This window comes from Rhizobium sp. BK529 (assembly GCF_014194105.1).
Taxonomy (GTDB): domain Bacteria; phylum Pseudomonadota; class Alphaproteobacteria; order Rhizobiales; family Rhizobiaceae; genus Rhizobium.
Genome location: NZ_JACIAU010000001.1, coordinates 2635402 through 2649827, shown reverse-complemented (window position 1 = coordinate 2649827; position 14426 = coordinate 2635402). Strand labels below are relative to the sequence as shown.

The window sequence follows — 14426 nt, the reverse complement described above, 5'->3', positions numbered from 1 at the left end:
TGTCAAAATCTCAAAATAAAAAAGGCGCATCCAAATGCGCCTGCATTTTTTCGAAAAGTGTTGCTTAACCGCCAAACATGGTGCGCAGGATATCGATGCCCTTGTCCTGGAAGGCGACGTTGCCCTGTTTGTTGCCGGGGCCGACGACGATGACCTTGGTGCCGACGGAAACGCGGTTGTAAAGATGGGTCACGTCGTCATTCATCATGCGGATGCAGCCCGATGACATGTTGAGGCCGATCGTCCAGGGCTGGTTCGTGCCGTGAATGCGGAAGATCGTGTCGTGGCCGCCCTTATAAAGATACATGGCGCGCGCGCCGAGCGGATTGTCCGGGCCGCCGGGCTGAACGGCGGGAAGATTGTGGCCTTCGCGGGCCTCGCGGGCGCGCATCTCGGCCGGCGGCGTCCAGCTCGGCCATTCGGCCATGCGTCCGACCGTCACGACACCCGACCAGCCGAAGCCGTCGCGGCCGACGCCGATGCCGTAACGCGTGGCGCGGTTGTTGCCTTCCACCAGATAAAGAAACTTGTTGTTGGTGTCGACGATGATCGTGCCGGGCTTCTCGTTGGTGGTAAGGCGAACCACACGCTTGCGGAACTGCGGCTTGATCTCCCTCGTCTGCTTGACGCCGCGCACGGCATCGGTTGCCGTCATGACCGGTTCCGCGTTGACGGCCACAACCGTACAGGACAACGCAACGGCAGCCGCCGCCGCGAGCCTAAGAAATTGCTTCATTTTCGATACCCTCTCCTTCAGGACTGCGCAGAGGCTAGTCAAATCGGTTTGAATTTCAAGCCGGAGAGGCGGGAGATACGGTTTTTTGTAGTTCGGCGGGCGGCTGTTCCTGCCGCCCGCCGATCGTTGCTCGGCTTTTACATTACGATGACGCGGGTACCGACTTTGACCCGATCATAGAGATCGACCACGTCTTCGTTGCGCAGGCGGATGCAGCCGGAGGAGACGGCGCTGCCGATCGTCCAGGGTGCATTGGTACCGTGAATGCGGTAGAGCGTGGAACCGAGATACATGGCGCGCGCGCCGAGCGGATTTTCTGGGCCGCCGTCCATGCGAGCCGGAAGATAATGGCCTTTGGCGGCTTCGCGGCTGACCATCTCCGATGGCGGCGTCCAATCCGGCCACTCCGATTTACGTGTGATCGTGTGCGCGCCTGCCCACTCGAAACCGGGCTTGCCGACACCGACTCCATAACGACGCGCCTTGCCGCCGTCCATGACGAGATAGAGGAAGCGGTTATTGGTATCGATCACCACGGTGCCAGGCTTTTCCTTCGTGTCATAATTGACGATCTGCGGCAGGAACTGCGGTTCGATCTGTCCCCGGATCACGGGGATGCCCGCGCGGACGGCGGACACGGTCTGGGGTGCCGGCTGCGGCGCGCGCTGGGTGAAGGTGCGGCGCGGCTGGAAGAGGCCGCGCTGCTGCACGACGACCGGCCGCTGGTAGACGACGGGACGAACAGGACCGCCACCGAGCTGGTTGACCCAGGGGGCGGTAAGATCGGGGCTCAGCACGACAGGTGGGCGGCTGGCATAGCGGTCGTCTGCAAGGGCGGCCGTGGACAGAATGCCGAGCATGGCTGCGGCAAGAACAAGGGATTTCATCATCGGACGAACTCTCTACAAATGACCGAAAATGCACTGGCGGAATTGTCCGCCTGCGGTCATGCTGCCACCGCGTCCGCCAGCGAATGGTAAATGCGGATTCATGAAAAGGCGAAGGACCGAATAAACTTTTTGTCAGGGTTATCGTTCGGTTTGGAAAGAAGGTTTGCAAATGGTAAAGCCGGGTTCGCAGGCAGAAAATGAGAAGAAAATATGAGCGATACCGGCATCATCATCGGCGAGGACGGCAAGAGCCGGTGCCACTGGCATGCGAATCTGCCTGATTATCTGCGCTACCATGACGAAGAGTGGGGCAGACCGGTCACCGATGACATCAGGCTCTTCGAGAAGATCTGCCTTGAAGGGTTCCAGTCCGGTCTTTCCTGGCTGACGATCCTGCGCAAGCGCGAGAATTTCCGTGCCGCCTTCGCCGGTTTCGATTTCGAAAAAGTGGCATGTTTCGGCGATGAGGATATTGCCCGTTGCCTCGCCGATGCCGGCATCATCCGCCATCGCGGCAAGATCGTCTCGACGATCAACAATGCGCGGCGTGCGATCGATCTAAGGAATGAATTTGGCTCCCTCGCCCGTTATTTCTGGAGCTACGAACCACGTCCCGAGGATCGGCCAGATATCGTCGACCGGCAGCATCTCGTCGCCAATCCGACGACCGAAACGTCGGTCAGGATATCAAAGGATTTGAAGAAGCGCGGCTGGACCTTTGTCGGACCGACCACAGTTTACGCCTTCATGCAGGCAATGGGTCTCGTCAACGATCACCTCGAAGGCTGCTTCTGCCGCGCGGAAGTGGAGGCGATGCGCGCAGCATTGGTGCGTCCATGAAGTCGGTTATTATGCTTGCCGCAGCTCTTCTCCTGTCTGCTTCTGCAAGCCTCGCGCAGGCGCCGCAACTCGATCCGGGCGAAAAGCTCGAAAAGCTGCAGTTTCCGGCCGTTACCATGCAGCTGAAAGGCTGGACCAAGTTCGGCAACAGCCATGTTTATACGCTTCCCGTGCGCGCCGGCCAACATGTGAAGATCAGCTTCGAGACAAAAAGCAAATTCGCTTTTTTGGCGATCTTCGACCTGTCGAAGCCGGATGACGAGGCTTTTTTCGGCACCGATGAGGACGGCACGAGCTATGAGACGACAGTCAAGGAAAACGCCACCTGGCTGTTGCGCCCCTATTATTCCAAGGTCTCGCCGCGCCGCGGGCTGGGTGCGCCCTACAGTATCCTGATCGAACCGCTTGCCGCGGCGCCACAGCCAGCGCAGCCGACACCTCAACGGCCGTCGCTATTTCCGCAGCGGAAGTAACTCCATCTAGCCTAAGCTATCGATTAACCCGTGCAGTTCGCCAAGATGATCGATCTTGCGAAAGCGCGGCGCCTCTTTCGGTTCTTCGACCCGCTCCAATACCCATGTCAGCTTATGCGGCACGAAGACGCCGTAACTGCCGGCGGCAATGGCCGGCACGATATCGGACTTCAGCGAATTGCCGACCATCATCGCCCGCTCCGGCCCGTCGCCGACCTTGGAGAAGATGCGCCGATAGGTGACGGCCGTCTTGTCCGAAACGATCTCGACTGCATCGAAGAAATCGCCGAGCCCGGACTGGGCGAGTTTGCGCTCCTGGTCGAAGAGATCGCCCTTGGTGATCAGCACCAGCAGATATTTTCCAGCGAGCGCCTCCAGCGTGTCGCGCACATGCGGCAGGGTCTCCACCGGGTGGGACAGAAGATCGCGTCCGGTGTCAAGGATCTTGGCGATCACCTTCGACGGCACCTTGCCCTCGGTAATCTCGATCGCTGTCTCGATCATCGACAACGTGAAACCTTTGATGCCGAAACCGTAATGGGCGAGGTTGCGCTTCTCCGCCTCCAGAAGCCGTTCGGAAATCGTCGCTCCATCGGCGAAATCGGCAAGAAGCCTGATAAAATGCTCTTCCGTTAGCCGGTAATAATGTTCGTTCTGCCAAAGCGTATCGTCGGCATCGAAGCCGATCGTGGTCAATGGTCGGGTGCTCATACACTCACCTCTAGAAATACGGCAGGCAATCTATTCCCGGCCTGTGTCGAGACAAGGGCGTTGCGGCATCTCTGAACGAGGCCGTGTTCCGTTGAAAAACGCGGGTCGGCGACCTACATCAAATTTGCCTCATCTTGCAGCCAGCCCCGGCTGTGCCTGTCACGCGCAGGCCAATAATCAAAAAATAGAGTTCAGCAGTCCGCAAGCACCTATTGCGGCAGACACAAGGGAATTTCTCGACATGCGTTACAATCAACTCGGAAATACCGGACTTTTCGTATCTGAAATCTGCCTTGGCACCATGACTTTCGGTGAAGCCAAGGAAGGTACTCCTTGGGGTGCCATCGCCGATGTCGATCAGAAGGCGGCCGATGAGATCGTCCAGCGCTCGCTGGAAGCTGGCGTCAATTTCATCGACACCGCTGACGTCTATTCCTTCGGTGAATCCGAACGTCTGCTCGGTCAGGCGCTGAAGAACCTCAACGTGCCGCGCAAAGATGTCGTCATTGCCACCAAGGTCTATGGCGTCATGGGCGACAAGCCGAATGACCGCGGCGCCTCCCGCGGCCACATCATGGATTCCGTCGAAGCCAGCCTGAAGCGCCTGCAGACGGATCATATCGACCTCTATCAGATCCATGCCACCGACCCGGTCACGCCGATCGACGAGACGCTGCGTGCACTCGACGATCTCGTCTCCCGCGGGCTTGTGCGTTACGTCGGCGTTTCCAACTGGCAGGCCTGGCGCATCGCCAAGGCACTCGGCATTTCCGAGCGCAAGGACTATGCCCGCTTTGAAACTGTGCAGGCCTATTATTCGATTGCCGGCCGCGACCTCGAACGCGATATCGTGCCGCTGCTGCAAGAAGAAAAGCTCGGCCTTATGGTGTGGTCGCCGCTCGCTGGCGGCCTGCTCTCCGGCAAGTATGGTCCGGGCGCACCGGGCAACGGCGAAGGCCGCCGCGCCAATTTCGACTTCCCGCCAGTTGACAAGGACCGTGCCTGGGCCTGCGTTGCCGTCATGCGCGAGATTGCCGAAAAGCACGGTGTTAGCGTCGCGACCGTGGCGCTGGCCTATATTCTTGCAAAGCCTTTCGTGACGACTGTCATCATCGGCGCCAAGCGTGTCGATCAGCTCGACCAGAACCTTGCCGCCGTTAAGCTGAAGCTCGACGCCGACGAGATCAAGCGCCTCGATGACGTCAGCGCACTTGCCCCCGAATATCCGGGCTGGATGCTTTCCCGCCAGGCAGCCGGTCGCCGCCCCGCCGATTTCGAGCCTAAGTCCTGATCGAGCAAAGGGCCGCTGTCTGACAGCGGCCCCACATTCCGCTGGTTTATTTGGCGTGCGCCTTCAGCCAGGCATTCATCTCTTCGATTTCAGCCTCCTGCGCCTTGATGACGCCCTCCGCAAGTTTGCGGATTTCAGGATCCTTTCCGTATTGCAGCTCGATCTTCGCCATGTCGATCGCGCCCTGATGGTGAGGGATCATGCTGCGGACGAAATCCACATCGGTATCGCCGCTCAATTCGATCATCATATCCTTGTGCATCCTGTCATTGGCCTCGGTGAAGGCATGGCTGGATGGGCTGTGATCGCCCATGGGCTTGGACATGTCCATCGTCGGCATGTCCTCGGCAAAGGCAGGCGCAGCAAAGGCGATCAGGGCTGAAAGGGTGACGATTTTCAAAGACATGAGAGTTCCTTCCTCTGTCTTACAGTAGGTTAACGCAGCAGTCGATGACTGCCGTTCTGCGAAAGGGATCGTCAGATGACGCGGGGAGGCGGCGCCTGCGGTGCGGGCCTGTTTTCCCGGAGTGCCCGGTCAGGGGCCGGAGAAGGGTAGGCGAAAACGTGCTTGCCGCCATCGGCGATCGGAACGTCCGCCGGAAGCACCATGCAGGCATTGCAAAGCGGCATATGGGCAACACCGGTCGAGCAGGGGTCCTTTGCCGCGTCGCCTTTGGATGCCACGTCGGCCATGTGGTGATGTGCAGTGCTGGCTTCGGCCCCGATTGCCATATTCATCGATGCGCAGGTCGGACATCCTGCCCACGCCGACATGGTGCTATAGACCAGCCAGCTGAAAAACATCGTGACGAGAGCCAAAGCGCGCATACGAAAGACATAGGCGCATGCGGGTGAAAAGCCAAGTCTCTCACCAGCTGGCGATTACGTTGTGGACGATCTGATAGTCGCGACTTTCCTCGCCGAGTGGCGCCACCGGCCAATCCCAGCCGGCCTTTGCCGTGGGCGGCACAATGCCGTGCAGCAGATCCGCCTCCTCGTGCACTTTGCCGGTGCGGTCGATGACGGCGTAGGAAATATCCGTCAGCAGGCAGGTACGGCAGGGCAGGTCTGCCAATCCTTGAAGATGTGTCGAGATCAGTGTTCCAACGGTGTCGGCCGGCATCCCGGATGAAGCTTCAGCTTCGAATTGCCGTTTTACCCCACGCCCGATCTGCGAAAGCAGGTTGGCGGACACGACGAAATCGAGATAGGGCACGCTACGCAGGAAGCCGAGCGGCTCGGGATCTCGACCTGCCTTGACATCATCAGAGCCGGAAAGATCGCGTTCAATCAGCCGGACGTTCCGATAGGCCTTGGCCTTAAGCCACAGGCGCACCGATGCCAGATGTACGAGATCGACCAGAACGACCGTATCGAAGGTTTTCGCGAGCTCCCCAATCGGCACATCCCGGAGTAATCCCGAGCCAAGCACGACAGCAGTCCGACGCTGCGAAAGATCGCTCATGGCTGTGCGGATGGCATTCTTGCAGTTTGCCTCATGGGCCGCCCAAGCCCGGCTGCAACGGCCGGCGCGCGACCAGAGATTGACCGAATAGCGCACGAAGCGGCGGTGAGCGCTGCCCGTAAGTGCTGCTGTGGCGAGATACTGAAGCGCTTCCGCGATCATGGTGATATCCTGATGACAGGTCCTTTCCGCATCGATCAATCGATTCCGGTCGCCATATCAAGGCCCTTGCCCTTGCCGCTAACCGCCCAATCCGCTAGGAAACCGCCACTGTCACATATGTGGAAATCCCCCGAAATGAACGACAAGCAGAAGAAACCGCAAAAGCTCAAAGCCCGCCTTCCGCGCGGCTTTGTCGACCGCTCCGCAGCCGATCTCCGCGCCGTCAACGAAATGACCGCGAAGATCCGCGAGGTCTACGAGCATTATGGTTTCGATCCGGTCGAAACGCCGCTGCTTGAATATACCGATGCGCTCGGCAAGTTCCTGCCGGACAGCGACCGCCCGAACGAGGGCGTCTTCTCGCTGCAGGACGATGACGAGCAGTGGATGTCCCTGCGCTACGATCTGACGGCGCCGCTTGCCCGTCATGTCGCGGAGAATTTCAACGAGATCCAGCTGCCTTACCGCACCTATCGCGCCGGCTATGTTTTCCGCAACGAAAAACCCGGCCCGGGCCGCTTCCGCCAGTTCATGCAGTTCGATGCCGATACCGTCGGTGCGCCGGGCGTCCAAGCTGATGCGGAAATGTGCATGATGATGGCCGATACGCTGGAAGCCCTCGGCATCAAGCGCGGCGACTATGTGATCCGCGTCAACAACCGCAAGGTTCTGGACGGAGTACTGGAAGCGATCGGCCTCGGCGGTGATGACAAGGCCGGTCAGCGCCTCAATGTGCTGCGCGCCATCGACAAGCTCGACAAGTTCGGCCCGGAAGGCGTCGCCCTCCTGCTCGGCCCTGGCCGCAAGGATGAATCCGGCGACTTCACCAAGGGTGCCGGCCTCGACAGCGATCAGATCGAGAAGGTTCTCTTCTTCGTCGGCATCAAGAATTATGCCGAAAGCGCCGTCCAATTGGCCGAGCTGGTCGCCGGCACCGAGAAGGGCGTCGAAGGCGTCGAGGAGCTGAATTTCATCGGCGCGCTCGTCACCAGCGCCGGTTATCAGTCTGACCGCATTAAGATCGATCCCTCCGTCGTGCGCGGCCTCGAATATTATACGGGCCCGGTCTATGAGGCCGAACTGCTTTTCGACGTCACCAATGAAAAGGGCGAGAAGGTCGTCTTCGGCTCCGTCGGCGGCGGCGGTCGTTATGATGGTCTCGTTTCTCGGTTCATGGGCCAGCCCGTTCCGGCAACCGGTTTTTCCATCGGCGTCTCTCGCCTGATGACGGCGCTGAAGAACCTCGGCAAGCTCGGCCAGCAGGACATCATCGAGCCAGTTCTCGTCACCGTCATGGATGGCGATGTCGGGGCTATGGGTCGCTACCAGCGTTTCACGCAGCAGCTTCGCGCCGCCGGCATCCGCGCCGAAATGTTCCAAGGCAACTGGAAGAAGTTCGGCAATCAGCTGAAATATGCCGACCGCCGCGGCTGCCCGATCGCCATCATCCAGGGCGGCGACGAGCGCGCGCAAGGCGTCATCCAAATCAAGGACCTGATCGAGGGCAAACGCCTCTCCGGCGAGATCGAGGACAACACGACCTGGCGCGAGGCGCGCGTGGCGCAGGAAACTGTCGCGGAGGCCGATCTCGTCGCCAAGGTGAAGGAAATCCTTGCCGCCCAGGCGGAGGACCGGAAGAGGGCGGGCTGATGGCCCTCATCAACCTTCCAGACTTCACCAGTGAGCTTCTTGACGAATTTTCTGCCCGCAAGGCCGAACGCATCGACACGCCGGTCATTCAGCCGGCCGAACCATTTCTGGATATCGCCGGCGAAGATCTTCGCCGGCGTATCTTCATGACGGAAAGCGAGACCGGCGCCAGCCTCTGCCTGCGCCCGGAATTCACTATTCCCGTTTGTCTGCGCCATATCGAGAGCGCGACCGGCACACCGAAGCGCTACTCGTACCTCGGTGAGGTCTTTCGTCAGCGCCGTGACGGCAGCAACGAATTCTATCAGGCCGGCATTGAGGACCTTGGTGATATCAATCTCGCCAGTGCCGATGCCCGTGCGATCGGCGATGCAGTCGGTATCCTCGCCCGCCTGCTGCCCGGTCGGCAGCTCTCTGTCACGATCGGCGATCAGGCCGTGTTCGAGGCCGTCGTGCAGGCGCTTGGCTTGCCGCTCGGCTGGCAGAAGCGGCTGATCCACGCCTTCGGTAATATGATCCAGCTCGAGAGCTTGCTTGCGCGCCTCGTCAGCCCGCAGTTCGTGACCGGCCTCGATGACAAGGTGGCCTCCCTGGTTGGCCAGGACGATGAAACGCCACTGATTGCCTATATCGACGAGACGATGCAGGCGACCGGCTATTCCACCAATGCCAGCCGCTCGCCCCAGGAGATCGCCCGTCGCCTCAAGGAAAAGCTCGTTCTGTCGGAGACCCGGCTGGATGACGTTGCATTCCAAGTGCTTGAGCAGTTCCTGTCGCTCAACGTGCCGCTCGTCAACGCATCCGCCGCGCTATCGCATTTCGCCGATGCGGCCGGGCTGAAGCTCGGCAACGCGCTGGCGCGCTTCGATGGCCGTGTCGCAGCACTTGCCAATGCCGGCGTCGATCTCTCGCTTATCGAATATCGCGCTGCCTTCGGCCGCCCGCTCGACTACTATACCGGTCTCGTCTTTGAGGTGATGGTGGAAGGATCCGCCGCGGTCCTCGCCGGTGGCGGTCGTTTCGACAAGCTGATGACCTTCCTCGGCGCCAAGGACCGGATTCCTGCCGTTGGCTTCTCCCTCTGGCTGGACCGTATCGAAACCGAAAGGGCAGCTGCATGACGATCACCATTGCGCTTCCTTCCAAGGGCCGCATGAAGGACGACTGCTCAGCGATCTTCGAGCGCGCTGGCCTGAAAATCTATGCCGTCGGCAATGACCGCTCCTATCGTGGCCGCGTCGAAGGCTGGGACGATGTGGACATTGCCTTCCTCTCGGCCTCGGAGATTTCCCGCGAGCTCGGTAATGGCTCGATCGATTTCGGCGTGACCGGCGAAGACCTTGTGCGCGAGGGTCTGGCGGAAGCCGACAAGCGTGTCGAATTCTGCGCCCGGCTCGGCTTCGGCCATGCCGATGTCGTCGTCGCCGTGCCGGAAATCTGGCTAGATGTCGATACCATGGTTGATCTCGTTGACGTCGCAGCCGATTTCCGCGCCCGTCATGGCCGGCGCCTGGCAATCGCCACGAAATACTGGCGCCTGACCCAGCAGTTCTTCTCCAGCCAGCACGGCATCCAGCTCTATCGCATCGTTGAGAGCCTCGGCGCCACCGAAGGTGCACCTGCCTCGGGCTCTGCCGATATCATCGTCGATATCACCTCGACCGGCTCGACGTTGCGTGCCAATCACCTGAAGGTGCTTTCGGATGGCGTCATCCTGCGCTCGGAAGCTTGTCTGGTGCGTGCCCGCAAGGATGCCCATGCCGATACGCCGACGGCGGCGGCGATTGTCGAGGCCGTGCGCTCGGTTCTCTGAGATTGAATTTCGGGCAAAGAAAAACCCGCCGTCTTTCGATGGCGGGTTTGGTGTGCTTGGGAGGATATCGATTAGCGGGCAGCGACGGTCTGCAGGCCGCGGCGAGCGTCGACCGAGTAGGCGCCTGCGCCGTTGGTGGCGAGCATGATGTAAGCGCCGGCAAGCGTGATGTTCTTCAGGAAGTTCACGAAGTTCAGGCCGTTGATCCAGCCGTTGGCAGCAGCCGGGAAGTCAGGAACGTTGACGGTCGGCAGATGGAAGACGATGCCGGTAAATACACAGAAGGCAGCGATCAGCCAGCCCGTGTAGCGGACCTGATAGCCGATGAGTACTGAAGCGCCCATGATGAGTTCGAAGATGCCGGCAAGGTAGGTCAACGCGGTGGAGGCTGGGAGGCCGGCGCCGGCGATCATGCCTGCGGTAGCTGAGGGATCGGTGACCTTGCCGAAGCCGGCAAAGAGGAACATGAAGGACAGGAGGATGCGGGCGAGAAGGATGAGGACGTTGTTCGTGTTCGACATGGACGTTGCTCCGTTGAATGGCGTTGGAGGTCTTGATGCCCCGGCACCGTGTTGGACCTCGAATGCCTCCTATTTCGCCTTTTTCCGGCGTCAGGGAAAGATAAACAGTAGCGGACAGTTTGTTCACCAATAAGAAACGATAGGGCGGCTTGCGTTGGAGTGTGGGCGTCTCATATGGTCGCCGCCTCACCCAAGGAGAAACCAATGGCAGATCTTTCCGCGTTTCCAATCACCAGCCGCTGGCCGGCGAAGAACCCCGATATTATCCAGCTGTATTCCCTGCAGACGCCGAACGGAGTGAAGATCTCGGTGGCGCTGGAGGAACTCGCGCTGCCCTATGAGCCGCACTATGTGTCTTTTGCGACCACCGATCAGAAGACGCCAGAATTCGTCTCGCTGAACCCGAACGGCCGCATCCCGGCCATCATCGATCCCAACGGCCCCGACGGAAAGCCGATCGGCCTTTTTGAGTCGGGCGCCATTCTGCTCTATCTCGCTGAGAAGACCGGCAAGCTCATCCCGGCGGATGCAGCGGGCCGTTACGAAACCATCCAGTGGGTCTTTTTCCAGATGGCCGGCATCGGCCCGATGTTCGGCCAGTTCGGCCATTTTCACAAATTCGCTGCCGACAAGGTCGCCAACAATTCCTACCCGGTGGAGCGTTATCGCGACGAAGCCAAGCGACTGCTCGGCGTGCTGGAGAGCCGCCTGCAGGGCCGCCAGTGGATCATGGGCGACCAGTACACGATCGCTGACATCACCACCTTCCCGTGGATCCGTGGCGCCGACATCTTTTATGGCGGTCGCGAGATGCTGGAATATGCGAAGTTTCCAGCCGTTATGGATTGGTTGCAGCGCTGCATCGCCCGCCCGGCGAGCGAGAAGGGGCTTAACATTCCGGTTAAGCCGGACTGATGGTCTTTGCATTGAAACGAAAAAGGCCGATATAACAACCGGCCTTTTTCTGGCGCACCTTGCGCAAATTACTGGCGGCTGACGAGCTGGTTAGCGCCTTCCAGCTTGAAGCGCGGGAATATGAAGACGCCGACCATGCTGCCGCTGTACTTTTCTTCCAGACCGTTGGATTCACCCATGCAGAAGAGGGGCTGGCGCAGACCGTTCGGCATGATGATGGTCGTTGAAAAACAGAAAGAGGAGGAAAGCGTCGCCGCCTGTTCGAAGAGCTGCAGAACGTGGTTGCGATCTCTTGCATCATAGCAGCGCACTAGGCTCAACAGGCCGCATTCCTGCGCCGAGAGGCCGTGCAGCATTGCGCTCCACTCTCCGAGCCTGATGGCTCCAGTCGAAAAATCTCCGATCCAGCTTTCAGAGACGGAAAACTGCGCCAACATATCGTGATTATGATGATTGTAATCCAGCGAGCCGGGCATCAAAGGCGCGGCAGCATTGGCTTTGGCGATCTTAAACAAGGCGTTCCCCAGTTCGGGTGCGGCTCCCCGCCGCGCTCGGCAAACAAAGAAACAGGATCATGTAGCGCCAGGCATCATGCCCGTGCTTGTACCTTATGGGAACAACCTACTCGCTCGGCACCAATGGCGGCCGCCGACTTCCCGCAAGTTTACTCTCATATGTTAGCGGAGACCTTCGATAGCCCGAATGTTCACGCATTGGCCTTTGGCGCGTTCCGGTCTCGTCTGGGGCGAGTGTTCGTCCGGGCCCAACGTCAATTGCAGCGCGGATTTATAGGAGCTTTTGCGCAAACGGCAACGGCTTTTTCGGGGGCGTTAGGCTGGCGTTATGACTGGGACTTTGAGTGAATTTGTACGCGATCAAGTAATCTCGTGAGCAAAATTCTCATTTCTGTGTCGTGTAAACGGTTTCACTCGCACCACAGCAGGCAGTTTTCGTAGATTAGGCGGCTCGGAGACCGGATTTCCTTAAGTTGGGAAAATACACGATACGCAAGCCTCGCGAAAGTTTCAGTCCAGAAGCGGCATGTAGTGACCTGATTAAATGCTTAAGCAAGGCAGCATTTTCGAATCGTTGAATAGAAGAGAGCGGAATAAAGAAAAGGGCGGTCCGAAGACCGCCCTCCATAGACCGAACCAGTTGGTTCAGATGTAAGACGACTCTAGCGTCTTACATCATGTCCATACCGCCTGTTCAGCGCGCTTGACGCGCTGAACCACTTTAGATGATGGGCGGTTTTATGAACTATGCTGTAAGACGCCTCCGGCGTCTTACATCATGTCCATACCGCCCATGCCGCCCATGCCGCCCGGCATTGCCGGAGCGTCCTTCTTCGGCAGCTCGGCGATCATGGCTTCCGTGGTGATCAGCAGCGAAGCAACCGAAGCTGCGTTCTGCAGAGCCGTACGGACAACCTTGACCGGGTCGACGATGCCCATGGAGATCATGTCGCCAAATTCAGACGTCTGGGCGTTGTAGCCGTAGTTGTCTTCGTTCTTGTCGAGGATCTTGCCGACAACGATCGAAGCTTCATCACCAGCGTTTTCAGCGATCTGGCGAACCAGAGCCTGGAGAGCGCGGCGAACGATGTTGATGCCGGCTTCCTGGTCGTCGTTTTCGCCCTTAGCGGTGATCTTCGTGGAAGAACGCAGCAGCGCGACGCCGCCGCCCGGGACGATGCCTTCCTGAACAGCAGCGCGCGTCGCGTTGAGAGCGTCGTCGATGCGGTCCTTCTTCTCCTTAACCTCGACTTCCGTCGAACCGCCGACGCGGATGACGGCAACGCCGCCAGCGAGCTTGGCAAGACGTTCCTGCAGCTTTTCGCGGTCATAGTCGGAAGTGGTTTCTTCGATCTGGGCCTTGATCTGAGCAACACGGCCTTCGATGTCGGACTTGGCGCCAGCGCCGTCGACGATCGTGGTGTTTTCCTTGGAGATCGAGACCTTCTTGGTGCGGCCGAGCATGTCGAGGGTGACAGACTCGAGCTTGATGCCGAGGTCTTCGGAGATGACCGTGCCGCCCGTCAGGATGGCGATGTCTTCGAGCATGGCCTTGCGGCGGTCGCCGAAGCCCGGAGCCTTGACGGCAGCAATCTTGAGGCCGCCGCGCAGCTTGTTGACGACGAGGGTCGCAAGAGCTTCGCCTTCGACGTCTTCAGCGATGATGAGGAGCGGCTTGCCGGTCTGAACGACAGCTTCGAGAACCGGGAGCATGGACTGCAGGTTCGAGAGCTTCTTTTCGTGCAGGAGGATGAAGGCATCTTCGAGGTCAGCAACCATCTTTTCCGGGTTGGTGACGAAGTACGGGCTCAGGTAGCCGCGGTCGAACTGCATGCCTTCGACGACTTCGAGTTCGGTTTCGGCGGTCTTGGCTTCTTCGACGGTGATGACGCCTTCGTTGCCGACCTTCTGCATGGCTTCAGCAATGTCGAGACCGACCTGCTTTTCGCCGTTTGCGGAGATCGTGCCGACCTGGGCAACTTCTTCCGACGTGTTAATCTTCTTGGCCTTGGCCTGGAGATCCTTGACGACTTCAGCAACAGCGAGGTCGATACCGCGCTTCAGGTCCATCGGGTTCATGCCGGCAGCAACCGCCTTTGCGCCTTCGCGAACGATGGCCTGTGCAAGAACCGTTGCAGTCGTGGTGCCGTCGCCGGCGACGTCGTTGGTCTTCGAAGCAACTTCGCGGACCATCTGCGCGCCCATGTTTTCGAACTTGTCTTCGAGTTCGATTTCCTTGGCGACCGAAACACCGTCCTTGGTAATGCGCGGAGCGCCGAAGGACTTGTCGATAACGACGTTACGGCCCTTCGGACCGAGAGTGACCTTCACTGCGTCAGCGAGGATATCGACGCCGCGCAGCATCTTTTCGCGCGCGCCGCGGCCGAATTTTACTTCTTTAGCTGCCATTTTGAGAACTCCTGAAAAGGGGTGTCAGCGATTAC

At 59.4% G+C, this 14426-nt stretch carries 16 protein-coding genes; 7 read left to right on the top strand and 9 right to left on the bottom strand.

Features of this window, described 5'->3' with window-relative positions:
• Positions 1-64: 64 nt before the first annotated feature.
• Both FHX08_RS13430 and FHX08_RS13425 read right to left on the bottom strand, forming a co-directional pair.
• Positions 65-736 carry a L,D-transpeptidase gene (locus tag FHX08_RS13430; protein ID WP_132652536.1) on the bottom strand — a complete coding sequence of 224 codons (672 nt, stop codon included), beginning with the start codon at positions 734-736 and terminating at the stop codon, positions 65-67.
• Between the two features lie 137 nt (positions 737-873).
• A complete protein-coding gene (locus FHX08_RS13425) occupies positions 874-1626 on the bottom strand; it encodes a L,D-transpeptidase (RefSeq protein WP_132652534.1) in 753 nt (250 codons plus the stop codon).
• Positions 1627-1836: 210 nt separating this feature from the next.
• On the opposite strand from FHX08_RS13425, the gene FHX08_RS13420 reads away from it, so the two are divergent.
• Positions 1837-2466 (top strand): DNA-3-methyladenine glycosylase I, encoded by a 630-nt coding sequence (locus FHX08_RS13420; protein WP_132652532.1) that lies wholly within the window; start codon positions 1837-1839, stop codon positions 2464-2466.
• Entirely contained in the window at positions 2463-2939 is a 477-nt protein-coding gene (locus FHX08_RS13415; RefSeq protein WP_132652531.1) for a hypothetical protein, read from the top strand. Before FHX08_RS13420 ends, FHX08_RS13415 begins: the two co-directional genes overlap by 4 nt.
• 6 nt (positions 2940-2945) lie before the next feature.
• Here FHX08_RS13415 and FHX08_RS13410 read toward each other — a convergent pair whose 3' ends face one another.
• Positions 2946-3650 carry an HAD family hydrolase gene (locus tag FHX08_RS13410; RefSeq protein ID WP_132652529.1) on the bottom strand — a complete coding sequence of 235 codons (705 nt, stop codon included), beginning with the start codon at positions 3648-3650 and terminating at the stop codon, positions 2946-2948.
• 241 nt (positions 3651-3891) lie between these two features.
• Here FHX08_RS13410 and FHX08_RS13405 point away from each other — a divergent pair, with 241 nt between their 5' ends.
• Positions 3892-4941: an aldo/keto reductase gene (locus FHX08_RS13405; RefSeq protein WP_184327229.1), complete on the top strand. Its 1050-nt coding sequence runs from the start codon at positions 3892-3894 to the stop codon at positions 4939-4941.
• 46 nt (positions 4942-4987) lie between these two features.
• Here the strand turns inward: FHX08_RS13405 and FHX08_RS13400 are convergent, their stop codons facing one another.
• From FHX08_RS13400 to FHX08_RS13390, 3 genes are all read right to left on the bottom strand, one after another.
• On the bottom strand, positions 4988-5347 hold the full coding sequence (locus FHX08_RS13400) for a DUF305 domain-containing protein (RefSeq protein WP_132652527.1): 360 nt from the start codon (positions 5345-5347) through the stop codon (positions 4988-4990).
• Between the two features lie 71 nt (positions 5348-5418).
• Positions 5419-5769 (bottom strand): hypothetical protein, encoded by a 351-nt coding sequence (locus FHX08_RS13395; protein WP_132652526.1) that lies wholly within the window; start codon positions 5767-5769, stop codon positions 5419-5421.
• Positions 5770-5809: 40 nt separating this feature from the next.
• On the bottom strand, positions 5810-6568 hold the full coding sequence (locus FHX08_RS13390; protein WP_184327228.1) for a hypothetical protein: 759 nt from the start codon (positions 6566-6568) through the stop codon (positions 5810-5812).
• Between the two features lie 135 nt (positions 6569-6703).
• Between FHX08_RS13390 and hisS the strand changes: the two genes are divergently transcribed.
• From hisS to hisG, 3 genes are read left to right on the top strand one after another with little or no spacing between them, the layout of a single operon-like run.
• Positions 6704-8218 carry a histidine--tRNA ligase gene (gene hisS, locus FHX08_RS13385; protein WP_132652522.1) on the top strand — a complete coding sequence of 505 codons (1515 nt, stop codon included), beginning with the start codon at positions 6704-6706 and terminating at the stop codon, positions 8216-8218.
• Positions 8218-9339: an ATP phosphoribosyltransferase regulatory subunit gene (locus FHX08_RS13380; protein ID WP_132652520.1), complete on the top strand. Its 1122-nt coding sequence runs from the start codon at positions 8218-8220 to the stop codon at positions 9337-9339. Before hisS ends, FHX08_RS13380 begins: the two co-directional genes overlap by 1 nt.
• Positions 9336-10031 carry an ATP phosphoribosyltransferase gene (gene hisG, locus FHX08_RS13375; RefSeq protein ID WP_132652518.1) on the top strand — a complete coding sequence of 232 codons (696 nt, stop codon included), beginning with the start codon at positions 9336-9338 and terminating at the stop codon, positions 10029-10031. Before FHX08_RS13380 ends, hisG begins: the two co-directional genes overlap by 4 nt.
• A 71-nt stretch (positions 10032-10102) precedes the next feature.
• Here the strand turns inward: hisG and FHX08_RS13370 are convergent, their stop codons facing one another.
• Positions 10103-10552: a DoxX family protein gene (locus tag FHX08_RS13370; protein WP_132652516.1), complete on the bottom strand. Its 450-nt coding sequence runs from the start codon at positions 10550-10552 to the stop codon at positions 10103-10105.
• A gap of 204 nt (positions 10553-10756) precedes the next feature.
• Here FHX08_RS13370 and FHX08_RS13365 point away from each other — a divergent pair, with 204 nt between their 5' ends.
• On the top strand, positions 10757-11467 hold the full coding sequence (locus FHX08_RS13365; RefSeq protein WP_132652514.1) for a glutathione binding-like protein: 711 nt from the start codon (positions 10757-10759) through the stop codon (positions 11465-11467).
• Between the two features lie 68 nt (positions 11468-11535).
• On the opposite strand, the gene FHX08_RS13360 is transcribed toward FHX08_RS13365, so the two are convergent.
• Both FHX08_RS13360 and groL read right to left on the bottom strand, forming a co-directional pair.
• Positions 11536-11982, bottom strand: a complete 447-nt coding sequence (locus tag FHX08_RS13360) for a hypothetical protein (protein WP_132652512.1) — start codon at positions 11980-11982, stop codon at positions 11536-11538.
• A 771-nt stretch (positions 11983-12753) separates the two neighbouring features.
• Positions 12754-14391, bottom strand: coding sequence for a chaperonin GroEL (gene groL, locus FHX08_RS13355; RefSeq protein WP_132652510.1), 1638 nt, complete (start codon positions 14389-14391; stop codon positions 12754-12756).
• Between the last annotated feature and the right edge of the window lie 35 nt (positions 14392-14426).